Consider the following 24,033-nt stretch of genomic DNA (forward strand, 5'->3'; position numbering starts at 1 on the left):
TTGTAAGGTGACCGGTGGCGCACTAGCTCGACGACGACCAGGAGCTCCTGGCCTCCGTGGGCCGGGCACCCGACACTACCGCCGGCCGCGTTCGGGTGAAATTTATTGGCAGACAGCAGGTTACGAGATGATCGATATCGGCGCGCTGCGGTCGTGGATGGATGCACACGGGCTCGGCGCCGGACCGGTGGAGAATGTGCGGGCGATTGCCGGCGGAAGTCAGAACATCATGGCCCGCTTCGAGCGCGACGGCCGCGAGTACGTCCTGCGCAGAGGTCCGGCGCATCCCCGCCCCTACAGCAACACCGCGATTCTGCGCGAGACACAGGTGCTGTCCGCGCTGGTGGGTACCGACGTGCCGCATGCGGCACTGATCCAGGCGTGTGACGACCCGTCGGTGCTGGGCGGGTCGGTCTTCTACCTGATGGAACCCATCGACGGCTTCAACGCCAGCGTCGAACTGCCCGCGCTGCACGCCGGCAGTGAAAGCGTCCGTCGCGCTATGAGTTTCGCGCTGGTGGACGCGCTCGCCACGCTGGGGGCGGTGGACCACGCCGCGGTCGGACTGGCCGACTTCGGTAAGCCCGAGGGATTCCTGCAGCGACAGGTCCCCCGCTGGCTTGCCGAACTGGACTCCTACCACTCGCCCAGCTTTCATCCCCAGATCCCCGGCGTCTCCGACGTCGCCGACTGGTTGACGGCGCAGCAGCCGACCCGTTGGACGCCGGGCATCATGCACGGTGACTATCACGCCGCGAACGTGATGTTCGCTCGCACCGGCCCCACCGTTGCCGCGATCGTCGACTGGGAAATGGCCACCATCGGCGATCCGCTCCTAGACCTCGGCTGGCTGCTGGCTTCATGGCGGCTACCCGACGTCGAAGGGGTGTTCGGCGGGCCGTTCGCCCGCTCGCCGAACCTGCCCAGCACGGCCGAACTCGCACATCGGTACGGTCAGCAGACCACCCGCGATATGAGCCACCTGCGCTGGTACACCGTCCTGGCCTGCTTCAAGCTCGGGATCCTCCTGGAGGGGACCTGGGCCCGTGCGCATGCCGGCAAGGCCTCAATGGACGTCGGCCAACAACTGCACACCACTACCCTGCGACTCTTCGAGCGCGCGATTGAACTGATAGAGGAATCCGAATGATCGACTTCACCATCCCCGACGAAACCGCCGCCCTGGCCAGCGAGATTCGTCAGTTCGTGATCGACGAGATCGTGCCATTCGAAAAAGATCCACGCCTGACCCAGCACGGGCCGACCGACGAATTACGTTCGGAGATGGTGGACCTGGCACGCAACCGTGGGCTGCTGACCATTCAGGCGCCCGCCCGCTTCGGCGGTCGCGAACCCTCACATCTGGATCAAGCGGTGCTCTATGAGGCGGCAGGCTGGTCCACACTCGGTCCGGTCGCGATGAACTGCGCCGCTCCCGACGAAGGCAACATGTACCTACTGGCCAAGATCGCCAACCAAGAGCAGGCCGAGACATTCCTGCGACCCGTCATCGACGGACATCAGCGCTCGGTGTTCGCCATGACCGAGCCCGACGGCGCCGGCTCGGATCCCGCACAACTTAAGACGACCGCGGAATACGACGGGACGCACTACGTCATCAACGGCTTGAAGTGGCTCATCACCGGAGCCTCGGGCGCCAAGACCTGGATCATCATGGCCAACGTCGCCGACAACCCGCATGGTGCCAGCGGCCCCACGCTGTTCCTCTGCGACGGTGCCACTTCAGGCATCGAAATCGAACGTGTCATGTCGACGATGGACCGCAACTATGTGGAAGGCCACGGCGTGGTCCGACTCGACAACGTCACGCTGCCCGCGTCCAGCGTCCTCGGTGAAGTCGGACAAGCGCTGCGCTACGCACAATTACGACTCGCACCCGCACGGCTGACGCACTGCATGCGTTGGCTGGGCGCCGCCGAACGCGCCCAAGCGATCGCCATCGATCACGCGCGGACACGACAAGCGTTTGGCAAGCCGATCGGCGAGCATCAGGGTGTGTCATTCATGTTGGCCGACAACGCCATTGCGCTGCAGAACTGCCGCCTGGCGATCTGGTGGGCCTGCTGGAAGCTGGACAGCGGAGCCAAGGGACGTCACGAGAGTTCCATGGTCAAGGCGACGGTATCCGAACAGCTCTACCAAGTGGCCGACCGTTGTGTGCAAGTCCTTGGCGGAATTGGTATCTCGGATGAGACACCGGTCGCGATGATCTTCCGAGACATGCGCGCCTTCCGCCTCTACGACGGACCCACCGAAGTTCACAAGTACGCGATCGCACGACAACTGTTGCGCGACAACACATAAAGTCTGCGGGTCAGTGCCCGGTGAACTCGTCCATCGAGTTGTACACACCGACGCGTCGAAGGTAGACGTCACGCAACCGCACCGGTAGCACGGCGCTGAGCACCTTGTTCATCTTCGACGTCCACGGCATGACGACGAACGGCCCGCCTTTGAGCATCGTCTTCCACGTCTGGTCGACAACGTCCTCTTGTTCGAGCATCGGCGTGAACAGAATCCCCTTGGCACCATCGAACATGCCGGTGTTGATGTAGGTCGGGCACACGGTGGTCACCTTGACCCGGTCATGTCCGGCCTGTTCGAGCTCCAGCCGCACGGAGTCGGAGAAGCCGATCGCTGCCCACTTGGAGGCGGCATAGGCGGCCATCCGGGGAATAGCATTGAGCCCGGCCGAGGATGCGATGTTGACGAGGCGACAGTCCTTACCGGATTCGATCATCGCCGGCAGGAACTCCCGCGCCACCAGCATGGCGCCGATGGAGTTGACTTCCATGGTGAGCATGAAGTCGCGTGGCTCGTTGTCCCAGAAGTAGCCGTTGCCGCGCACGATGCCGGCGTTGTTGAAGAGCACGTGAATCGTGCCGACACTGGCGCGGACCTGTTCGGCGGCCTCAGCCACCCGCTCTTGTGAGGTGACGTCGACGGTTTCGTAGTGGACCGTTCCCCCGGCGGCTTCCAGCTCGGAAGCCGTCTCCTTCAGCGCGGTTTCGTCGGCATCCCACAAAACGACCGCGGCGGCGCCCTCCTTGACAGCCTGGGTGGCGAACAGTTTGCCGAGGCCCCTGGCGGCTCCGGTCACCAAAACATTGGTCCCCTTGACAGACTGCATGGCTCAACTCCTCTGGGCGTCTCCGGTGATCTCGTAGTGCTTACCCGTTCTACCGCACCCGGACCCACCCCGACGAAGATTGTTCGACGCTCACCCTGACGGTGAGATTGTCGATGTCCACGGGTCTAACCTTCCGACCGCGACCATCAACGCACCGGGAGCCACTCATGGGCCTCATCCACATCGTGTTGTTCACCACCCTCGACCTCGTCGCACAGGCGCCCGGCGGCCCCGACGAGGACCCGGCGGGCTTCCCGTTCGGCGGCTGGCAGGCGCCGCTACTGGACGAGGTCACCGGGGCGCAGATCGGCGCCGCATACGAGGGCACCGACGCCCTGCTGCTCGGTCGCCGTACGTACGACATCTTCGCCGCATACTGGCCACACCAACAGGGCGGAGAGGACGGGGAGATGGCCGCCCTGTTCAACAGCATCCCGAAGTACGTGGCATCGCGCGGCCGGCCCGATCTCTCGTGGGACGGGTCCACACAGCTCGGCTCGGATCTGCCCGGCGCGGTGCGCGAACTTCGGGACCGGCACGAGCACGTGCAGGTCGTCGGAAGTCTGAACCTGGTCCAGACCTTGCTGCGCGAGCGGCTTTTCGACCGGCTCGAGCTGTGGGTCCACCCGATCGTGCTCGGTGTCGGCAAGAAAGTCTTCGACGGCGGAGCGGTGCCCACCAACGTCACGCTTCTCGCGCCGCCGGCAACCAGTCCGACGGGCACCGTGTACCTGCGCTACGGGCTCGCCGATGGCACGCCCGCTACGGGCGACATGAGCGCACCCGATCGCGGTCTGGTTCAGCCGGCCCACACGTCTTCGACATAGTGGTCTGATTCGACGAGACCGTTCAGCCAGTCGCGGGCCGCGGCGTCGTCTGCACCGGTTCGGTTCCGATAGATGTCGAGGAAGGACCGGCGTACCGCCGGTGCCATCCGCGCGCCGTCCCCGCACACATAGACGTGGGCATCCTTGGCTGGGTCGCCCAACAACTCCCAAACCGCGTCGGCGTCGGCGGCGATGCGGTCTTGCACGTAGCGGACCCCGTCTTGCGGCGCGCGGGAGAAGGCAGGCCGCATCCGCACGATGCCGATTTGCTCAGCCCGCTCGAACTGGTCGCGGAAAATGTAATCGACCGCTGGGTCGCGCACCCCGAAGAAACACAGAGCCGGCTCAACCGGCGACCCGGCACGCTGTGCCGCCAACCGGTCACCGAGGAAACCGTAGAACGGTGCGACCCCGGTCCCGGCGCTGACCAGAATCACGTTCTTGCCCGGATCGGCTCCGGCCCGGAACGCTTGGCGGGCGGGGTCGACGCGCGCCCGGATCCGTTGGCCGGGTTGGACGGTCGCGAGGTAGTTGGATGCGACACCTTTGAACAGGCCGTGCCCGGAACGGGCCGGCACATCGAGCACGCTGACGATCAGCCCTACCGTGCGGGGTGACAGCAGCGACGACGACGCGATCGAATAGTGCCTCGGCGCCATGGGATCGAGCAATTCGAGGAGTTCGGCGCCGGTCAGAACGCAGGCCGGGAATTCGGCGAGGCACTCCAACACGCTGAGTGGGCAGGCATCTTCGGCGAGCTCGGTGAGCCGCTGGCGTTCCGGCGGGCAACTGTTTGCTGCCGCGAGGCGGTGTAATTGACTGCGGGTCACCGGTTTCCGCAATTCGACAAAGTGGGTGAGCAATTCGCGGACGCTGACTTCGCGGTCCAGTGCGATCAGCCGGCGGGAGCTTCGCCGTGGATTGATCGACAACCGCAGTCCCGGGTCGATGTCCAGTTGCGTCAACACCGCGTCGACGACCTCGGGTGGGTTGTCGGCCAATACCGTGAGATGGTCGCCGGTTTGGTACTCGATGTCCTCTGGAAGTTCAACCAGCACATGATGTTTGGCCTGGCCCATCGCTGTGTCGGCGCTGACGAGCTCGGTGTTTTCCGCGATGGTCATCGGGACCACCGAGGACCGTGTATCCATCGCCGACGTCACCGGACCGACGATTCGACGCAACTCGTAGAGCGGTTCGGAATCATCGGTGAGCGGCGCAGCGTCGGGGTCACCGAAGCGCTCGGCCAGTGCCGACCACAATGCACCGGCGAACTCCTCGACCGTGCCGACCAGGTCCCCCGAGGTATCGGCCGATGAAAGCGGGATCACCCGGTTGGCTCCCAGCTCGCCAAGACGCTCGTCCATCCGCTGCGGGACCGCCTGGTAGGTGTCCGCCCAGTTGTGGTCGCCCACACCGAGAATCGCGACATTGGGTACCGGATCCAGAACGGTTTGGGCATCCGACAGCCAGGTGAGGAACGCGCGCGCATCGTCGGTCGGCTGGCCGTTGTAGGAGGAGGCGACGATCACGATGGCTTCGGCCTCGGGAAAGCCACCGGCGGCGTCGTCGAGTGGCGCCACCGTCACCGTGCAGCCCAATGCGGTGGCGTCGACGGCGAGTTGGCGGGCCAGCCCGCGGCAGGTGCCGAGGTTCGATCCGTACAGGATGGCCAGCCGGGTGCCGGCCGTCATCGTCGTGGCGGATTGTTTAGTCTCGTTGGGCGCGGCAGCTCGGCTGGGTGTTCGGCTCTGGCGGTCCTGCGGCGTGCGGCGGAGCAGGTCGAGCCGAAAACCGACCGGCCGCCGGCTGGTGGGTCTTTCCCATTGCGGCACATAGTGGTAGGTGTCGATGAGGCGGTACCGGTGCACGATCCGTGCCAGTGCCATGGCCGCCTCGTGCAGCGCGAACTGCCGTCCGATGCAGGAGCGTGCGCCGGTTCCGAACGGTTTGAACAACGCAGCCGGCCGGTCGGTGCGCTCGGGAGCGAAGCGGTCCGGATCGAAAAGCTCGACATTGTCGCCCCACTGCGGCTGGCGGTGCAGCGCTCCGGTGAGGATCGTGACGGCTTCGCCGCGCCGGATCGAATACCTACCGCCGATCACTGTGTCTGCCAATGCCATTCGATCGAAACTCAGCACCGGCGGAGACAGCCGCAGGGTTTCTTCGATCACTTGCCGCAGGTAGGTCAACTTTCCGATGTCGTCGTAGCCAGGCAGGTAGTCGTCCTCGGTGCCGAACACGCGGTCAACCTCGGCCTGCACCCGACGTTGCACCGTCGGCTCGCTGACGATGTTGTACAGCGCGTTGGGCATCAACTCCGACGTGGTGAGCTGCCCGGCAATCAGGAAGGTCAGGATCTGGTTGCGGATATTCTCCGCTTCCAACACCGGCTGTCCATGCGAATCCTGTTGCAGCATAAGCGACAACAGATCCTCGTACTCGCCACCGCCGTGCTCGGCGATGAGCTCGTCGATGAACGCGTGCAGGACGGCCAGTTCCTTCTTGAACACCGGCGTCGGCACCGAAGATCCCAGCTCAAAAAGGGCGGTGGTGAAGCTGTTCGGGATGGGCGCCAGGCCCGGGTGGGCGAAAGAGTCGAAACGCGAACCGAATCCGGCGAGCGCGACGGTATCCATGGCCAGCTTCTGCAAGTCGGTCGACACATCCACCGGGCCGACTCCGACGCTGGCATCCCACCGGTCTGTCATTTTGCGATTGATGTCCAGCATCGCCCCGTGATAGGCCCGCAGGCCCGCATAGCTGAAACCCGGCAACAGGACGTCGTGGGCTTGTTGCCAGTTCGGTTCACCGTGATAAGCGGTGAACAGACCGTCGCCGGCCAGTGGCCTGACTCTCGCCAGATTCGCCATCAGGTTCTTGGCGAACCTGCTTTCGTCGCACAGCTCCGCGACCAGATCCAGCGAGCACGCGTAAAGCTTTCGGGACCCGCCGAAGTCGGCGTAGAACAACGGGCCGTGCAGTTCACCGAGCAAGTCCACGGTCAATGCGCGCGGCCGGCCGACCAGCTGGTCCGAGCCGGGAAGCGGCCCTTCGGCCGACGGGATGCCGGGCAGGTCCGGCGGTGGCGACGCGCTGAACTCGTTCATGCCGGGAGCATAGGTTTCGACGCGCCACCATGGCGTCAGTTTTCGCACGTTAGGGTGCTGTCGTCGGCCTCAGCGAACAGGCCGGTAGAAGAGTTGAGCAAATTCATGACCACAGCAGCAGAACCGTCGACGTTGGAAGCACGGGTCGGCCACCACTACCAGATGGATGGCACCTACCTGGTCGGACGGGAAAAGGTGCGCGAGTACGCCCGTGCGGTGCAGGACTATCACCCTGCGCACTGGGATGTGGACGCCGCCGCTGAACTGGGATATTCGGGGCTGGTGGCGCCTCTGACGTTCACGTCGGTGCCGGGCATGATGTGCAACCGACGCATGTTCGAATCGGTGGTCGTCGGTTACGACACCTATGTGCAGACCGAGGAAGTCTTCGAGCAGCACCGCCCGATCGTGGACGGCGACGAGCTGCACGTGGACGTCGAACTGACATCGGTGCGCCGCATCGCCGGCCGAGACCTGATCACCGTGACCAATACCTTCACCGACACCGCCGGCGAACGGGTGCACACCCTGCACACCACGGTCGTCGGCCTCACCGCCGAAGATGTCGATCCAGCGATCAAGTCCGCGGTGCAAAATGCGATGATGCACGACTTCAACCTGATGGGGGTCGGCGAAGCCGAGTATCACAAGACGGTGCGCCCCGAGGGTGCAGTCAAGTTCGCCGAAAACGCCAACACGCCAGGGACGCCGTCCTTCGATGACGTCCAGATCGGCGACGAGCTACCGATGCAGCACGCCCGACTGTCTCGCGGCGACCTGGTGAACTATGCCGGCGTAGCCGGCGACGCCAACCCGATCCACTGGGACGAGAACCTTGCCAAGGCGGCCGGGCTGCCTGACGTGATCGCCCACGGCATGCTGACCATGGGCCTGGGCGCCGGATTCGCCTCCGCCTGGTCGGGCGACCCCGGCGCGGTCACCCGCTATGCGGTCCGGCTGTCCGCGCCGGCGATCGTGTCGGCCGTCGAGGGAGCGGACATCGAGTTCAGCGGCCGAATCAAGTCGCTGGACCCGGACACTCGCACCGGTGTCGTCGTGGTGGGGGCAAAGTCCGCAGGCAAGAAGATCTTTGGCCTGGCGACGTTGAACGTCCGCTTCCGCTGACCACTAGACCGTTTTAGGGCCGGCCTGGACAGTAGCGCCGGCCGGGGTCCCGACCCTGCCGTCGTGCCACAATAACCCTGTGCAATAGTTGCAGCCTGGATCGGTCGGTTGGTGGTGCTCACGGAATGAAAATCGCGATCAGCGGAGCCGGTGTCGCAGGCCCCTCTCTTGCCTACTGGCTGCACCGGACCGGTCACGAACCGACATTGATCGAACAAGCACCCCAGTTGCGCACCGGCGGCTACGTGATCGATTTCTGGGGTGTGGGCTACCGCGTCGCGCAATTGATGGGTATCGAGGAGACCGTTCGCGATGCCGGCTACCAGGTGAACACGCTGCGGTCGGTCCGATCCGACGGCGGGGTGCGCGCAAGCCTCGGTGTCGACGCGTTCCGGCGGGCAGCGGGCGAGAAATTCACCAGCCTGCCCCGCGGCGACCTGGCCGCCGCCATCTACGCGACGATCGCGGATGACGTCGAGACGATCTTCGGTGACAGCATCACCGCGATCGACGAACAACCCGATCGGGTGTCGGTCAGCTTTTCGCATGCGCCGCCGCGGGACTTCGACCTGGTGGTCGGCGCCGACGGGCTGCATTCGAACGTGCGCCAGTTGGCATTTCGGGCCGGGTCAGACGTCGAACATTTCCTGGGCTGCCGCGTCGCGGCGTGCGTCGTCGAGGGCTATCGGCCGTGCGACGAGCTCGTCTACGTGACCCACAGCGAGCCGGGGCGATCGGTAGCCCGCTTTTGCCTGCGGGGTGATCGCACCATGTTTCTATTCGTGTTCCGCTCAGCGGATGCCGAAGATCCCGGCGACCTCACCGCGCGCAAAGCCTTGCTGCGACGGGAGTATGGCGGTACCGGCTGGGAATGTCCGCAAATCCTGAGCGCGCTCGACCAGGTCGACGATCTCTACTTCGATGTGGTCAGCCAAATCCGCCTGCCGAGTTGGTCGCAAGGGCGAACGGCCCTCGTCGGCGATGCGGCGGCCTGTGCTTCGCTGCTGGCCGGCGAGGGCACCGGCCTGGCGATGACCGAGGCGTACGTTCTCGCAGGCGAGCTCTCTCGCGCGCAAGGCGACTACCGACGGGCCTTCGATGCATACGAGGAACGCCTGCGCGACTTCATTTCCGGTAAACAAACGGCTGCCCAAAAGCTCATTCCGGTTTTCGCTACCCGAACTCGGCAGGGCATCTGGTTCCGCGATCTGGTGATGCGGACGATGAACTTCCGTCCCCTGGCCAACCTCCTGCTGGCTCGCGGCGTGCGCGACGACTTCGAGTTGCCCGACTACCGCATGTGAGCGCATGACTACCGATATCTGGCCGACCGGGCGGGCCCTATGAGCCTTGCGCTGTCGGTGCTTGCGGCGGTGCTGTTGCTGGTGGCTCCCGGGGCTCTGGTTGGGCGAGTAGCGCGCTTACCCTGGCCGATCTCGATCGCGGCCGGCCCGGCGCTGACCTACGGGGTAGTCGGTCTGGCGATCGTGCCGTTCGGCGCAGTCGGAATTCGGTGGAACGCAGTCACCGCGCTGTTGGCGTTGGCGGTTGTTCTTCTCATCGTGTCGATATTGCGTACGGCACTGAATCGCTATCGCGACCGCGACGCCGAAGCCCGAGCCATTTCGTGGTGGCCGGCAATGGCGGTGGGTGCGGGAGTTGTGTTGGGGGCGGGGCTGATCGGATACGCCGCACTGCGTGGCCTGCCGTCTTGGCAGTCGATCCCCAGTACGTGGGATTCAGTGTGGCACGCCAACACCATTCGCTTCATCCTCGACACCGGGCAGGCCTCCCCGACGCACATGGGTGAGCTGCGCAACGTCGAAACCCACGCCCGCCTGTACTACCCGTCGGCATTTCATGCGCTGGCCGCCGTGCTGGTCCAACTCACTGGTGCGGCGCCCACCACGGCCTACACCGTATCCGCACTGGCAGTGGCGATCTGGCTGTTCCCGACCAGCGCGGCGGTGCTGGCCTGGCACCTGCTGCGGCCCCATGCCACCGCGGCGCGCACCGCCGGATGCGCCGCTGCCGCAGCGACGCTGGCGGCGTCGTTCACCGCGGTGCCTTACGTCGAGTTCAATACCTCCGCCATGCCCAACCTCGCGGCCTACGGCCTCGCCGCGCCCACCATGGTGCTGATCGTGTCCGCGTTACGGCACCGCGACCGCGTTCCCGTCGCGGTCCTGGCATTGGTCGGGGTGTTCTCTGTGCACACCACCGGTGGCGTCATCACCGTAGTGTTCGTCGGCGCGTGGTGGCTCGTGGACGGGCTGCGACATCCCGTGCGCGGTCGGGTCTCTGACGCGGGCACGCTGCTGCTGATTGCCGCGACCACCGTCGTCGCGAAACTGACTCAGGTCGTTGGCATTTGGGAGCAAGCCGACATCATTGCCGGGCACGCTTTCGTCACTCATGAGGGCAAGAAACGGGCGCTGCTGCGCGCGGTCCTGCAACACACACGTCACCTCAACGAATACCCGGTCCAGTACGCGCTGCTGGTGCTGGCTGTCGTCGGCGCGGTGATCCTGCTCGTCAAGCGCGTCTGGTGGCCGCTGGCCGTGTGGTTCCTGCTCGTGGTGTCGATCATGTACTCATCGGCGCCGTTCGGTGGTGTGATCGGCTCGCTTATCGCCCGCTTCAGCGACAGTTTCTATTCCGATCCACGCCGCCTGTCTGCCGCGGTCACCTTGCTGCTGACGCCAATGGCCGGCATCGCGCTGTTCACGCTCATCGTCACCCTCGTCGCCACCGGGGCCAACGCGGCACCGCTGGCCCGTCGAAATAGCCGGCCCGCGAACGGACTTGCGTGGCATGCCGCCTGCGCGGTGTTACTCGTCGTGGCCACCGTCAGCCTGGCCTGGCACTACTTTCCTCGGCACCGCTACCTGATCGGCGAGATGTATAACCACGCGATGATCAACGAAAAGGACCTGCAGGCAATGGCGTATCTGGCCACCCTCCCCGAAGCCCGCAGCACCCTGATCGGAAACGCGAACACCGATGGCACCGCGTGGATGTATGCGATCGCCGACTTACACCCGCTGTGGACCCATTACGACTATCCGCAGCAACAAGGCCCCGGTTATCACCGGTTCATCTTCTGGGCTTATGCCGACGATGCCGACACCGACCCGCGCATCGCCCAGGCCGTGCGAGCCCTGCATATCCGCTACGTGCTCACCAGCACGACCGTGTTCGGAGACTTCGTCATGCCCGACGGGCTGACGTCACTGGACACCTCGCGGTCGTGGGCCAGGATCTACGACAACGGCGCGGCCCGGATCTACCAATGGCGCGGGGACGAATCGCGTTCAGCGGGGCGGGCGCTCGGGTAGCTTCGCGGCTGGCCTGCTCGGCGTTTGAAACGCTTTGCGTCCCTGCGCTGCCGACGGCCGGGCAGCGACCGTCCGAACATCACCCGCAGCGTGACCCAACCCATCCACAGCAACCCGATCAAGGCACGCGCCGAGAACACCAACATCGTGTTGCTGGTCGTGGGCGTCTCTACGGGTTTGTCGTCGAAGCGATCCGAAACCCATTGCAGCGCCGTTGGTGTGGAAAGTGGATGCAGGACCGCGTGTTCGCTCAGGCGGTCACGCAGGTAGGTCACCTGCGCCCCGTGTCGCGTGTAGTTGTCCACCAGCGCGTCGATGTGGCGCACGTCGATGATCGGGTCATGGACCGCCTGCACGATCAACAATGGCATTGCCGGTGCTTGGCTACCGAGCCGAAGATCGTCGATCATCTCGACCACCTCTGGCATGGCGAAGATTTCGTCCACCGGGCGGTCCAGGTAGCGGCCGAAGTCGCGGAAGCTGTACCGGATCAGCGCGCCGAACAATGTGGCGTGTTGGAGGCGTTCCAGCACCGCTTGGCCCCGGGCATTCACATGCGTGTGCACGATGCGTTTTAGGTCCGGATACTCGCGTGCCAGCGAGGCCAGGACCAACGCGGGCTCTCCTGCGAAGACAGTCCCGTTGAGGTCATGGAAAACTTCACCGGGGTCGGCCACCGGTGAACCCAGCACGGCGCCAACCACATTGAGTTCGGGCGCATAGCTCTTCCAGAGCTCGGCAGCCCAACTGGTGGCCAGGCCGCCGCCGGAGTACCCCCACAATGCCACCGGTGCCGCATGCCCGATGCCCGCCGGATCGAAGCTCTTGGCTGCCCGGATGCCGTCGAGCACGCAGTAGCCGGGTTCACGCGGTACCCCCCAACTTCCGCGGGCACCTTCGTGATCGGGCACCAGCACCGTCCAGCCTTTGCTCAGGGCGCACGCGATCAGCAAGTACTCAAACGGAGTGCACCCGCCGAATGTCTTTGCCCGCCGCCGCAATACATACGAGGGGAAGGCACTCGAGGCGAGTGCGTCGATTGCGCATTGGTAGGACAGCACCGGACCTGCCGGATCTGCGTGGGCGCCGCGCGGACGGATAATCGTGGTGAGCGTCGTCTGTGCGGATCCGTTGAAGTCCGTTGTACGGTAAAGCAGTTGATACGCCCGGACGGCCTGCGGGACCAGACCCAAGAATGCCAGCTTGACTTCGCGCGAGCGTAACACCGTGCCGGGGGCGCAGGTTTGGAAACCTTCGGGCGGCACGCAGAACGCGTCGTCACAAGGATGTACGGGACGTCCGGAATCGATTTCGTGAGGAACGGGCGAGAAACGTTCGTGTGCCTCAGCGTTGGTCTCGATCACGCGGCGTGACGTCCGGGTTTGACGATGGTGCCGTAGTTGAGTGGGGCGTGGGAGTAGGTCGGGATCAACGGCCACTGACGTTTCCAGGAGACACACTGCGACGACGGGATCACCTGCACCCAGCGTGAATCTTGCTGCGCGTACGAGGCCATCGTCTTCTCCTTGACCATCGAGTCGTATTGGTCGAGCGTGTCTTCCAGGGTGTTGGCGTTGAGCACGACCTCACGGCCGTAGAAGGCGGCCTGCTGCTTGACGCCAGGGATGGTCGAGAGCTCCGGTTGCCAGTTGTCCGGCGCCATACCGTTTTCCGAACACACCCACACTCCGTCGGGGGTGTTCACGCACAACGAATGGTTCCCGTCGGTATGTCCTGGAGTCCACAGCAGACTTACGCCGACGCCGAGTTCCACGTCACCGTCGAAGACTTCCAGCCGGTCGGCCGGGACGCCGGCCATGCCGTTTTCGACGTACCAGGCCCACTGCATCGGATGCAGCGCCTCGAACGTGGCCAATTCTTTGTGGTGCACGAGGAGTTTCGCGTTGGGAAAGACGGGGTCGCGGGGCTTAGCCTCGCCTTCGATGGGCTCGGTACTACCCATGATCATGCGTACGTCCTGGACGTGGAGGTGGTCGAAGCTGACGTAGTCCACGTCTTCGTTCGACAGGCCGAGGCTAGGCAGTACGTCGTCGGGATCGTTGAAGTATTTGGTGAAGAACCGGCCGACGTGCAGCGCATCACCGAACTTGCGAATCTTGTTGTAGAACGGGGCTTCTGCGGATCCCGCGGCGACGGTTGGCTCCCAGATCAATGTTTTGAGTTGGCCGTCGAAGCCCTCGAACTGGATCACCATCATCCGGTTGATGATGGTGATGAAGGGGTTCAGATTCACCGAGTAACCCTGGAAGGCAAAGCGCGCCGGGTATGGGGCGGCCACGATGTCGATGCTCTTGATCGCTTTGACCTGCCCTTGTGACAAGAAGCGTTCCTGGTAGCGCCTTGCGGCACTGCGCACCGCCTCGAGTCGATCGCCTCGAGGCCACACCTCGTGCACGCCGTCGAATTCCGGGATAGGCCGCACCGTGGCGGACTGCGTGCTGGTCATGATTGTTCTCCTGTGTTGGCGCCTTCGGTCTGAGATTGGTAGTGGGTGCGCGACGTCGAGTCCTTCGTTGCCGCGATCTGATCCGGCACCATGCGCCGTAACGCTCTGTCGCGCAACGCCTGTGGTAGTAGGTCGGTGATACGGGCGACGGGCCCGATGTAGCGCGGAATGGTGACCTCGAAGCGAGGCTGTGCGATGGTGCGCTTTACGGCTTCGGCGACATCGGCGGGACTCAGCAGCTTGGCCGCGCCCGTCGCGGTACCGGTGGCCAGGTCTGTCTCCACGACACCGGGCATGATCACTGACAGGTGAACTCCGCTGCCGCGCAATTCCTCCCGCACGCCGACCAGGTATCCACGCACCCCATGCTTGGTGGCCGCATACGTCGATTCGCCGGGTGGCGAGAGCCGAGCGGCCGCCGACGCAATGGTGACGATGTGGCCCCGGCCGCGGGCTCGCATCGCCGGCGCGGCGAGACGCACTCCGCGGATCACACCGTGCAGATTGACGTCGAGCATGCGTCGGGTGTGCGATTCGGGTTCCTCGTCGAACGGGCCCACCCACATCACTCCGGCATTGCAGACAAGCACGTCAATTGGGCCCCAGAGTTTTTCGGTCGCGGCCAGAAATTCTCGGAACGACTCGGTGTCGGTGACGTCGAGATCGAATCCTTCGGCCGTGCCGGGTATCTCGGCGGCAGTGTCACGCGCAGCCGCACCGTCACGATCACCGATGGCCACGCGCGCCCCAGCGGCAGCGAGCTGCCGGGCGATCTCTTGTCCGATGCCGCGCGCACCACCCGTTACCGCCACCACCTGACCAGCGATAGGTGATCTCATCACGGTCATCCCCTCCTGCATCTGACATGGCAACGTGTCAGAAGTATGCTTTCAGTGTGCCACAGGACTACAGACCAGGACAGTGGTGGTGACGAGAAAGGCTGGCGCGGGACCGGCCGGCCGTAAGTACCACGGCTTGATACCGCAGGAACGGGCACGTCAGCGCCGTGCCGCGCTGTTGGTCGCGGCGCTGCAGGTGTTCGCTGAGCAAGGCTATGCGAGCAGTTCGGTAAAGCAGATCTGCGGCGTGGCCGGCTTGACCGAGCGCTACTTCTACGAGTCGTTCACCGACCGCGAAGGTTGCCTCGCCGCGCTCTACTCGCACCTTGTCGACCAGATGCGCGCGGCCACGCTATCAGCCCTCGTATCTGCTCAGGTCGACATCGATGAACAAGCCCGGGCCGGTCTGCATGCGTTCATCGGGTACCTCACCGAGGATCCGAGACGCGCACGGGTGGTGCTGGTCGAGGTGGTTGGGGTTTCGGCGGCCATGGAACAACGGCGACACGGCGTCCTGCGCGAGTTTGCCGATATCGTCGCCAACACCTGGGCCACCTCCCGCGCCGAACCTTTGACCTCCACGCAGCAGTCGACCGCAGTCGCGTTGGTCGGTGGGGTCAATCACCTACTCGTCGATTGGCTGATGACTGGCAGCGTGCAACGCCCCACCGACCTCGCCGAGGTCTGTGCGACGCTGTTCAGCGCCGCGCGGGAACGGCTCGAGGCCTCTCCGACGTCCGCTCCGAATACATAGTCGGCGCAACGCTTTCGCGGTTTGTGGCTCAGCTACTCAGCTCGGGCGGCGTCGTGTTCAGCAGGCGTGCATCCGGTGTGCCCGAAACCGTGGCCAGTGCCCGCAAGGCTCGCACGAGGGTGGGCCAATTGCGCGGGTCCTTGCGGTTGAGTCCTCCCAGGAGCTGTCTGAGCATGGTGGCGCTGTCGAAGTAGATGCGTTCGCACACAAGGTTTTCCTGGTTGTCGAAGATGAAGTAGGCCGTCATGCGGACACGAAATCGGTTGCCAGTGGCCGGGATACCGAATAGGGGTCCGCGATGGGTGCCCAGCAGCCAGAACTCGACGATGACCGCGTCGGCGCTGTGGCGCAGGGCGATGATCTCGTGATCCTGATCAGGGAAGGCCACCCGGGACTCGTGGTAGTAGCTGCGGACGTCGGCGTCGCCATCGTGCACTGTCATCGTCGGGATGAGTTCGTAGTGGGGGTGCGGGAACGTCGACAGGACGTCGTCCCATCGTTGTACGACCTCGTCGTGAAAGTGGTCGAGCACCAGTTTCTGGCGGTCTCGCAAGGTGTCGGTGTCGGGCATGTCGAATTGCGTCATCGCGAGGTCTCCGGTCCTGTGAGCAGATAACCCATGCCGTGGGTTAATATTGTTGGACCGTAACCTACGGTGTGGGTTTATGCAATAATCGCCGCTATGAGCACCGCAAATGGTCCGAGTCCCGCGGGGCTGGCTCGGCGCGGCCGTCCGCGCAAGGGGGCGTCACAGCTATCGCGCCAGGCGATCCTGCAAGCTGCGCTTGAAGCGATCGACGAAGGGGGTGCCGCGTCGGTGACCATCCGTTCTGTCGCGCGCCAACTCGGCGTCGATGCCAAGAGCCTCTACAACCACGTCGACGGCATCGACGGCCTGCTCGACGCCGTCGCCGAACATATCCTCGGCCGCATCACTGTGGCCGAATTGACGGGCGACACTCGAGAAGACCTGCGCGCCATCGCTTTTGCATTCCGGACCGCAACGCTGTCACATCCGCAGGCGGCCACTCTGGTGCTGACCCGGCAATTGCCCAGTCACACCGCCCTGACCCCCATCGAGTCGGTCCTTGCCGTCTTGTGTGAGGCCGGCTTTGCGCCCGGTGAAGCCGTCCATCTCATGCGTACGTATGTCGCGGCGCTCACGGGCACCATCTTGCGTGAGGTCAACGCCGCACCCGCGTTTGGTGTCACCGACGCCGCAGCCATTGCTCATCGGCGGGCGGTACTGGAGCAGTCCGGCCTGCCGCATGTCGCCGAGGCGGCCGCGCACCTAGCGCGGTTCGACGCCGAGGCCGAATTCGAGTTCACCGTCAACCTGGCCGTCGAGAACATACTTTCGCGGCGCTAGGCGCGGAGTTTGCGACCACAGCGATCCGGCGTTCCCGACGATCACTCCGGCGGAATTATGTACGCGCCTCCTTCGTCCTTCCACCGCTGAATTTGCTTCTCAGGGACTTCGCCGTCATCGGCCACTTCGGCAAGCGGCGGTTCCTGAGTGGGCTGCAGTGCGGCGGTGGGCAGCGTGGTCTGCTCATCGTCGTGATCGTGTTCGCGCTCGCTCTCCATCAGGACCTCCTCGCTCGGTGGCAACCGCCCCTAAACGAATGTTGCCCTCCTTTCAGGGGAGATTGCCAGGGCCAAGTTGCGTTATGTACGGGGCTCCTGCTCGACAGCCTTATCGAGAATGAGGGGCGCGAGCGCGGTCTCACTTCGCGTCATCTGGGCACAGTTCCGTCCTGAGGTCCACCGAATTCTGTCCCACGGAGTCAGACCTGGCGCCCCTCGCACCACCGGAGGGGACATACACATTTTTGCCCGGCTCGCAGCGACAAGCTAATCCCCACTGCCTTTGCGCTCAGTCCTATTCAGAGCTCGCCGCTGCAGGCAGGGCCAGCACACGTTCGCGGATTCGGTAGTCGCTACCGCGCGGCATGCCAGCCGGTCCGTATCGACGCCGACGGGTGGATGCACACCGGCGATGTCGCGGTCATGGATGAACTGGGCTACGTCGCGATCCGCACAGTCGCGCGGACGCGCGGAGCGGGTACTCGTAACCCATGCCGAAGAAACAGCCCCGGAAAGATGCGCACACTCACGAAAGACCTGCGGCGCCGCGCGACATCTCCGATGAGCTCATGCCGACAGATAGGCCGGCACAGCTCCCCGGCGATGCACGCGACGGGGCGGAGTGCGGTACGCCGGACGGTCGGCACGCCGTTGTCATCTTCGCTCCATTGCCCGTTCTGACCGTGACCATCGAGGACCGTCTCGGTGAGGCCGACATCCACGTCCACGCCGGGGGTCAGGGTGTCTGGCAGTCGCGCATGATGTCCTCGCTGGGCGTACCGGTGGTGCTGTGCTGCGGCCTCGGCGGGGAGATGGGCAACGTGCTCGGTCACCTGCTGCCAATGAAGGACGTCAGCGTGCAGAGTGTGCCGATCAGCTCGCGCAACGGAGCCTACGTGCACGACCGCCGCACGGGAGAACGCGACATTGTCGCTGAGGCCGCGGGCAGCCCGCTTGACCGGCACGAGCTCGACTCGCTTTACGAGCTCACCCTGACCGAGGGTCTGACCCACGGCCGGGTACTACTGTCCGGACCGCAGGGCGACCGGGTGCTGCCCCACGATTTCTACCGGCGCCTCGCCACCGACCTCGAAGCCAACGGCTGCAAGGTGGCAGCCGACCTCGCCGGAGAGCGACTCGAGGCGGTGCTCGCCGGTCGGCCGAATCTGATCAAGGTGAGCCACGAAGAACTGCTCGCTGACGGCCGGGCGAAGTCCGAAGAACCGGATGATCTGGTAGTGGCCATGCGCACCTGCGCGACGAGGGTGCAGGCACGATTGTCGTATCACGAGCCGGCACCGCGCCGGCGCTGGCGCTGCTCGATGACCAGGATCCCGACGGCGATGGGACGCGGGGTGGGGCCGTCGTCGAAGTGGACATACCTGTGTTGGAAGCAGCCGATCCTGCAGGCGCCGGGGACTCCATGACGGCCGGCATGGTGGCCGCACTGGCGAGCGGTCGCTCGCTGCGGCGTGCGTTGCAGATCGGGGCAGCGTGTGGGGCGCTCAACGTCGTGCGACACGGTCTGGGCACCGGCGGTGTGCGTGCCGTGGAGACGCTAGCCGAACGGGTCGAGCTACGCGAACGGCAATAGACCCAACGAAGATGGCGATGGGGGACAACGCATGCCACGCGCACTGGTAACCAACGACGACGGGATCGACGCGCCCGGTCTGGAGGCGCTGGTCATAGCAGCGCAGGGGGCAGGGCTGGACGTGATCGTGGCTGCCCCGGCAGAGCAGTCCAGTGGCGCGAGCGCGGCGCTGAGCGCGGTCCGCCGACAGGGCCGCACCATCGTCGAGCGCCGGACACTGCCCCGCGCCGACGATGCCGAGGCATGGGCCGTCTACGCCCAGCCCGGACACATAGTCTCCGCCGCGCTCAACGGCTGGTTCGTCCCGCGCCCAGACCTCGTGCTGTCCGGGATCAACCACGGCGCGAACGTAGGACGGGCGGTGCTGCATTCCGGCACCGTCGGGGCGGCCCTTACCGCGAAGATCAACGACACCCGCGCCCTGGCGGTGTCACTCGACGTTGCGCTGTACCCCACCGGTGAGCGGCACTGGGGCACCGCCGCAGGCCTGCTGACTCCGGTACTGGAGCTGCTGCTCGAATCCCCAAGAGCCACCGCCCTTTCGCTGAATGTGCCCGACCGGCCTGCAGCCGCGCTGGACCCTATTCGCCACGCACGATTGGCCCGCGGCGGATCGGTCCAGGCGCGCGTCGATGAGATCGGCGACGGAACCTTGCGCCTGGGTGAGGTCGAGGTGGCCGACGAGCCGGAGGAGGGGACCGACAGCGCGCTGCTGGCCGCCGGGCACCCAACGCTGACGGTGCTGCGGTCGGTCGAGGCCGACGAGGGCGACATCGTGCAGAAGTGGCTGGCGTCGCTGCGTAACGGTCACTGTTCGAAAAAATTAAGGTGAGTCGTTCGCGGTGTCATTTTGACGCCCCGTCTCGTGCATTCAGGAGGGCGTCGTCGCCGCGATATTGGGCGCAATATCCAGCACCAGCAGTGCCGCGGCGACGTGTGTGGGGTTGTCTTCCACTTTCACCACGGAGAGTTCGTTGGCGCGCGAGACCCGGCGCTCAACCGTGTTTCGGTGTGCATAGAGGTTGGCCGCCGCCCGAGTGGTGTTGAAGCCGCACTGCACGTAGGTCAGCAGCGCCTGCCGTATCGCTTCATCTGCTTCGGCCAACGGGCCGAGAGTCTTGATAACGAACCGCTGAGCGCTGGCGGTGTCCTTCGTGATGCTGTCGATGAGCTCTACGTCTGCGTACGCCGTAAAGCGTCGGTCGGATCCGAGCCGAACGATGAGCGCCTGCGCCGCGAGGGCGTCTTGATGGCTGGACCTGAATCCGTCGAGTCCTCGTCCCGGCCTTCCGACGGCCGCTCGAACATCCGCCACCTCCGCCACGACCTTCTCGACGTGGCGAAGGTCAGGTGTCTCGGCCCCGGATAGCCAGATCCAACGCGACGTGGCACTTGCGCGGGCTATCAGGGCGCTTCCCCCCGCCGAAGCGGAACGCACGGCCGCGACCACGTCGTCCAACGCGTCGGCCCGCTGAGGATCGTCGGTCCATACGACGAGACCCACGTGCGAGCGGGCCAACCGGTACCTCAGCCGCCCTTCCGCGAGATCCTCGGTCATGGGGGCCCCACTGGCGATCAGTTGTATCAGCGCAATCGCGTCGGCATTCGCGTCACCCATCGCGGCCGCAAGGCTGGCCTCACGCAGGGCCGAAACCGAGTCGAGGGCGTACTGCACCAACGACTTCGCCGACACGTCGAGGACTTCCACGAGGAGGTCAGGGTCCGTGCAATGCGCCACGCATTCTTCGAGCCATCGGTGCCATCCGACACCGAGCGCCTCCCGCCATCCGCCCGCGAAATCCGGTGCGATGCCGCGGGATACGAGGTCGCGGATGTACTCCGCTATCCTCGGGCCGATGTAGGGCTCGACCCTTCGCCCCGGTTGCTGGATGTTCGACGTCAGCCACTGGACAAGATCGAAGCGGTTGAGGTGGCGGTCCTCCTCGACCAGCGACGCATCCGGAAGCAGGGCAGACTCGTACTGGGCCATGAGTGCGGCCCCCGCGATGACCTCGGTCATCGCATCCGTCTCCGTCAATAGCCGCTGACACAGTGTTCGGATTGCGTCAGCGGCCTCGACTGTGGGCAGGGGCCACAAATCCTCCATGCCGACAAGTCTCCCCTGACTATGCGGGACGACGCGCTTACACCGACGCTTTTTCCTCGACGCTGACCAGCCCGGCGACCCGTTCTGCTGCCCGCAGGCCGGTGAGAACGACGGGAGGGATGGTGCCCTTGTACGTGCGACGGCGACCGGCCAGCCACAGGACGTTGCGGCCTTGGTTGAACTGACCGGTCGTCGTGCATCCCATTCGCTTGGCGAGGTCGCGGATTGCTGTGTGCCGCGGTGAAACCCACGTTGCCCCGAGGTCTACCTCGACACCAGCAACCTCACCAGAGAACGATCGGCCCCCGACCCGGTCCCGACCGTCGAGAACTGTGACTGAAAGCCCCATGCTGCCCAGGCGCTCTGCTGCACTCAAGCCCGCGAAGCCCGCACCGACGATCACGACATCGAAAGGTGCTGTGCCGGAACTGTTTTCACGAGATTTCGACATGATTCCCTCCTTGGTTCACGCGGTCTGCATGTTGTGAGATGTATCGGGTGATGGGGTCGACCAGGGCCTGCGGAATGTGATGGCCCATACCGGGGATAAAGATGTGTTGCGCCGAGCGAATTGCATTGGCCGTTGCGACGCCGCCACTGGGGTGCACCATCAGGTCCCGCTCACCGTTGATGACCAGCGTTGGAGCGATGATTCTGCACAACTTGGCAGTGCGGTCTCCGGAGCACTGGATCGCTTGGATCTGGCGTGCCACGCCGGCTGTGGGGTCACCGGCGGCGCGATCCCATCCCCGCGCTGCGATGGCCGCTTCCGCTGCGTCGTCGATGGGGTACGCAGTTCCAGCAAGGTGTCTAGTGATCTGCAGGTGGTTGCGCACGGCTGCCGTTCGATTCTTGGCCGCAGGAGCGACGAGCAGTCGCATCGTCGACAGCGCCGGCTGACCGACATTGCGCGCTCCGGTCGTCGAGTAGATGGAGGTCAGCGACAGCACCCGCTGGGGTTCTGTCGCGGCGAGCGTTTGCGCGATCATTCCGCCCATGGACCGCCCAACGAGATGGGCTTGTGTGATTCCCAGGTGGTCGAGCAGGCCGACACAATCGTTGGCCATATCCGCAAGTGAGTAGGCGTCGCTTCGGGGACGCCGCATCACCTGACGCCAGAGTGCAGGCGCCGGAGTAGCCGCGAACGTCGACTGGCCGACGTCCCGGTTGTCCATGGCGATGACTCGAAATCTCTGGGCGACAATCGATCTGACGAACGAGTCGGTCCAGGAGGTGAGGTCCTCACCCAGCCCGGCGATGAGCAGGATGGCGGGGTCGGCCTCGTCGCCGGAGACGCGAAAGCAGATGATTGTCCCGGACGTGAGGGTTGCATACCGGTCGACGCCGTTGTCAGACATGTGCCGGTTGCCTCTCGGCGGGTTGCTGTGAAGTCGACTGACTGGCACCGAATTCGAGGTTCTCGTCGGCCACCGGACCGCGCAGTGCTTTGGCGTCCTCCTGATACGACATCGCCATCCGCCATGGGGCGACCGGTCCCTGTTTCGGAAGGATCGTCGCCCCGCGTTTGGCGTAGCCGGATTGGAGGTCCATGACTGGCTTGCGATCCATGCCTGGCAGCGGGACGGGGACGGCCCGGTCGTAGCCGTGGGCATCCATGTGGTTGACCAGGTCGATGAAGTAGCGGCACATCAGGCTCACCTTGAGCGTCCAGGAAGACGTCGTATAGCCAATGGCTATGGCCCAGTTAGGAATTCCGCTCAGGAGCATCCCGCGATAACAGAACGAGTCTGCGATGTCCACCTGCTGCCCGTCGACCACGATCGGCATTCCGCCGAACAATTGCAGATTCAGACCGGTGGCGGTCACGATGATGTCGGCGTCCAACTCTTCGCCCGACTTCAAGACGATTCCGCGCTTGCTGAAACGCGCGATGGAGTCAGTGACCACTGAGGCGCTGCCGTCCTTGATCGCGTCGAAGAAGTCGCCGTCGGGCGCTGCGCACAACCGCTGGTCCCATGGGTTGTAGGGCGGGTTGAAGTGCTTGTCGACGTCGAAACCCTTGGGGAGCCGCTTGATGTTCGCGCGGCGAATCAACTTTCGCCCAGCCTGCGGGAACGTCCGAAGCCCCTTGACGATCCCGCGTTCGATCCAGATGTTCTTGAACCGCGTCACGGCGTATCCGCGTTTGGCGCCAAGGAATTTCGTGAGTGCAATGGCGAGACGGTCGACACGAGGAATCGACATGATGTAGGTGGGAGTGCGCTGCAGCATCGTCACGTGATGGGCCGCACCAGCGCCGGTCAACATCGCCGGCACCATCGTGACCGCGGTCGCGCCACTGCCGATGATCACGACCTTCTTGCCGCGGTAATCGAGGTTCTCCGGCCAGTGCTGCGGATGAACCACCAGACCCGCGAAGTCGTCGCGGCCGGCAAACTCCGGAGAGAACCCCTCGTCGTACCGGTAGTAGCCGGTGGCCGCGAAAACCCATCCGGTGCGGATCGTCTTCGTGGCGGTCGAGCCGGTGACGGGGTCGGTCGCTTCGACGGTGAGCGTCCACTTCGAGTCCGAGGAGGACCATTCGGACTGCACGACGCGGTGCCGGAACTTGATGAGGCGCGCCAGATTGTTCTCGTCAACCGTTTCCTGGAGGTACTCCCGGATCAGGTGTGCATCGGCGATCGCCGACTCGTGGCGCCACGGCTTGAACTCGTAGCCGAAGGTGTGGAGGTCGGAGTCGGAGCGGATGCCCGGGTAGCGGAAGAGATCCCACGTGCCGCCGATGTTGTCGCGGCCCTCCAAAACGACGAGGGACTTGTGTGGGAGCTCACGGCTGAAATACGTTGCCGCGCCGAGCCCGGAGATTCCTGCTCCGATGATGACGACGTCGAACTCCGCGACCTCGCTCAATACCTCAGTTGTCATGGCTGCCAACTCCTCGTCGTTCTGGTGACTTCGTGACGTCCACAGTGGCTGGGGTATGGCCTTGCTCACTACGACAGCGCGCACCTGTTCGGCGCGCACCAAGTGCACCGTGCACTCGTCAGACACCCCGGCACCGCTCCCGGTGCACCCTGCACTCGCCCGGACGAAACGAGGTGCGCGCTGTCGTAGTGAGCAAGGCCATACCCCAGCCACTGTGGACGTCACGAAGTCACCAGAACGACGAGGAG

21 protein-coding genes and 1 pseudogene are annotated in these 24,033 nt (G+C 64.7%); 11 read left to right on the forward strand and 11 right to left on the reverse strand.

Annotated features, from left to right (window positions below; translation table 11 throughout):
* Window positions 1-127 precede the first annotated feature (127 nt).
* Together A5634_RS20425 and A5634_RS20430 are read left to right on the forward strand one after the other, a co-directional pair.
* On the forward strand, window positions 128-1,150 hold the full coding sequence (locus A5634_RS20425) for a phosphotransferase family protein (RefSeq protein ID WP_065145830.1): 1,023 nt from the start codon (window positions 128-130) through the stop codon (window positions 1,148-1,150).
* Window positions 1,147-2,325: an acyl-CoA dehydrogenase family protein gene (locus A5634_RS20430; protein ID WP_065145831.1), complete on the forward strand. Its 1,179-nt coding sequence runs from the start codon at window positions 1,147-1,149 to the stop codon at window positions 2,323-2,325. The genes A5634_RS20425 and A5634_RS20430 overlap by 4 nt, the downstream gene beginning before the upstream one ends.
* 10 nt (window positions 2,326-2,335) lie before the next feature.
* On the opposite strand, the gene A5634_RS20435 is transcribed toward A5634_RS20430, so the two are convergent.
* Window positions 2,336-3,151, reverse strand: coding sequence for an SDR family NAD(P)-dependent oxidoreductase (locus A5634_RS20435; protein WP_065145832.1), 816 nt, complete (start codon window positions 3,149-3,151; stop codon window positions 2,336-2,338).
* Window positions 3,152-3,318: 167 nt separating this feature from the next.
* On the opposite strand from A5634_RS20435, the gene A5634_RS20440 reads away from it, so the two are divergent.
* Window positions 3,319-3,978, forward strand: coding sequence for a dihydrofolate reductase family protein (locus A5634_RS20440; protein WP_065145833.1), 660 nt, complete (start codon window positions 3,319-3,321; stop codon window positions 3,976-3,978).
* Here the strand turns inward: A5634_RS20440 and A5634_RS20445 are convergent.
* A complete protein-coding gene (locus A5634_RS20445) occupies window positions 3,951-7,088 on the reverse strand; it encodes a bifunctional cytochrome P450/NADPH--P450 reductase (protein ID WP_065145861.1) in 3,138 nt (1,045 codons plus the stop codon). The genes A5634_RS20440 and A5634_RS20445 overlap by 28 nt on opposite strands.
* Before the next feature lie 105 nt (window positions 7,089-7,193).
* Here A5634_RS20445 and A5634_RS20450 point away from each other — a divergent pair, with 105 nt between their 5' ends.
* The 3 genes from A5634_RS20450 to A5634_RS20460 all read left to right on the forward strand — a co-directional run bounded on the left by A5634_RS20450 (window position 7,194) and on the right by A5634_RS20460 (window position 11,551).
* Window positions 7,194-8,213, forward strand: coding sequence for a fused (3R)-hydroxyacyl-ACP dehydratase subunits HadA/HadB (locus tag A5634_RS20450; protein WP_065145862.1), 1,020 nt, complete (start codon window positions 7,194-7,196; stop codon window positions 8,211-8,213).
* 125 nt (window positions 8,214-8,338) lie between these two features.
* Window positions 8,339-9,517: an FAD-binding domain gene (locus A5634_RS20455; protein ID WP_065145834.1), complete on the forward strand. Its 1,179-nt coding sequence runs from the start codon at window positions 8,339-8,341 to the stop codon at window positions 9,515-9,517.
* A 39-nt stretch (window positions 9,518-9,556) separates the two neighbouring features.
* Entirely contained in the window at window positions 9,557-11,551 is a 1,995-nt protein-coding gene (locus A5634_RS20460; protein ID WP_065145835.1) for a DUF6541 family protein, read from the forward strand.
* Here A5634_RS20460 and A5634_RS20465 read toward each other — a convergent pair.
* The 3 genes from A5634_RS20465 to A5634_RS20475 form a co-directional block, all read right to left on the reverse strand.
* Entirely contained in the window at window positions 11,500-12,816 is a 1,317-nt protein-coding gene (locus tag A5634_RS20465) for a lipase family protein (protein ID WP_172831749.1), read from the reverse strand. The two genes, A5634_RS20460 and A5634_RS20465, sit on opposite strands and share 52 nt — an antisense overlap.
* Before the next feature lie 95 nt (window positions 12,817-12,911).
* Complete coding sequence (locus A5634_RS20470) at window positions 12,912-14,018, reverse strand: hypothetical protein (protein WP_065145837.1); 1,107 nt, start codon at window positions 14,016-14,018, stop codon at window positions 12,912-12,914.
* Entirely contained in the window at window positions 14,015-14,857 is an 843-nt protein-coding gene (locus A5634_RS20475) for an SDR family oxidoreductase (RefSeq protein ID WP_437339996.1), read from the reverse strand. The genes A5634_RS20470 and A5634_RS20475 overlap by 4 nt, the downstream gene beginning before the upstream one ends.
* Window positions 14,858-14,945: 88 nt before the next feature.
* Here A5634_RS20475 and A5634_RS20480 point away from each other — a divergent pair, with 88 nt between their 5' ends.
* Window positions 14,946-15,611, forward strand: coding sequence for a TetR/AcrR family transcriptional regulator (locus tag A5634_RS20480; protein ID WP_065145863.1), 666 nt, complete (start codon window positions 14,946-14,948; stop codon window positions 15,609-15,611).
* 28 nt (window positions 15,612-15,639) lie between these two features.
* Here A5634_RS20480 and A5634_RS20485 read toward each other — a convergent pair whose 3' ends face one another.
* Window positions 15,640-16,197: an ester cyclase gene (locus A5634_RS20485; RefSeq protein WP_065145839.1), complete on the reverse strand. Its 558-nt coding sequence runs from the start codon at window positions 16,195-16,197 to the stop codon at window positions 15,640-15,642.
* 96 nt (window positions 16,198-16,293) lie between these two features.
* Here A5634_RS20485 and A5634_RS20490 point away from each other — a divergent pair, with 96 nt between their 5' ends.
* A complete protein-coding gene (locus A5634_RS20490) occupies window positions 16,294-16,980 on the forward strand; it encodes a TetR/AcrR family transcriptional regulator C-terminal domain-containing protein (RefSeq protein ID WP_065145840.1) in 687 nt (228 codons plus the stop codon).
* Between the two features lie 41 nt (window positions 16,981-17,021).
* On the opposite strand, the gene A5634_RS28355 is transcribed toward A5634_RS20490, so the two are convergent.
* Complete coding sequence (locus tag A5634_RS28355; RefSeq protein ID WP_155769631.1) at window positions 17,022-17,198, reverse strand: hypothetical protein; 177 nt, start codon at window positions 17,196-17,198, stop codon at window positions 17,022-17,024.
* 569 nt (window positions 17,199-17,767) lie between these two features.
* Between A5634_RS28355 and A5634_RS20495 the strand changes: the two genes are divergently transcribed.
* The 3 genes from A5634_RS20495 to surE are packed head-to-tail and all read left to right on the forward strand — an operon-like array spanning window position 17,768 to window position 19,624.
* Window positions 17,768-18,625, forward strand: coding sequence for a hypothetical protein (locus A5634_RS20495; protein WP_367593466.1), 858 nt, complete (start codon window positions 17,768-17,770; stop codon window positions 18,623-18,625).
* Window positions 18,514-18,792, forward strand: coding sequence for a PfkB family carbohydrate kinase (locus tag A5634_RS30175; RefSeq protein ID WP_367593467.1), 279 nt, complete (start codon window positions 18,514-18,516; stop codon window positions 18,790-18,792). Before A5634_RS20495 ends, A5634_RS30175 begins: the two co-directional genes overlap by 112 nt.
* A 31-nt stretch (window positions 18,793-18,823) precedes the next feature.
* Complete coding sequence (gene surE / locus A5634_RS20500; protein WP_065145841.1) at window positions 18,824-19,624, forward strand: 5'/3'-nucleotidase SurE; 801 nt, start codon at window positions 18,824-18,826, stop codon at window positions 19,622-19,624.
* 39 nt (window positions 19,625-19,663) lie between these two features.
* Here surE and A5634_RS20505 read toward each other — a convergent pair whose 3' ends face one another.
* The 4 genes and pseudogenes from A5634_RS20505 to A5634_RS20520 form a co-directional block, all read right to left on the reverse strand.
* Complete coding sequence (locus A5634_RS20505; RefSeq protein ID WP_253861785.1) at window positions 19,664-20,812, reverse strand: PucR family transcriptional regulator; 1,149 nt, start codon at window positions 20,810-20,812, stop codon at window positions 19,664-19,666.
* A 196-nt stretch (window positions 20,813-21,008) separates the two neighbouring features.
* A pseudogene (locus tag A5634_RS20510) lies at window positions 21,009-21,350 on the reverse strand (flavin monoamine oxidase family protein); the annotation flags it as partial.
* Window positions 21,334-22,257, reverse strand: a complete 924-nt coding sequence (locus A5634_RS20515) for an alpha/beta fold hydrolase (RefSeq protein WP_065145844.1) — start codon at window positions 22,255-22,257, stop codon at window positions 21,334-21,336. The gene A5634_RS20515 and the pseudogene A5634_RS20510, both read right to left, overlap by 17 nt.
* Window positions 22,250-23,785 (reverse strand): flavin-containing monooxygenase, encoded by a 1,536-nt coding sequence (locus A5634_RS20520; RefSeq protein ID WP_065145864.1) that lies wholly within the window; start codon window positions 23,783-23,785, stop codon window positions 22,250-22,252. The genes A5634_RS20515 and A5634_RS20520 overlap by 8 nt, the downstream gene beginning before the upstream one ends.
* Window positions 23,786-24,033: the final 248 nt, after the last annotated feature.

The organism is Mycobacterium asiaticum, assembly GCF_001673365.1.
In the GTDB taxonomy this organism is placed as follows: domain Bacteria; phylum Actinomycetota; class Actinomycetes; order Mycobacteriales; family Mycobacteriaceae; genus Mycobacterium; species Mycobacterium asiaticum_A.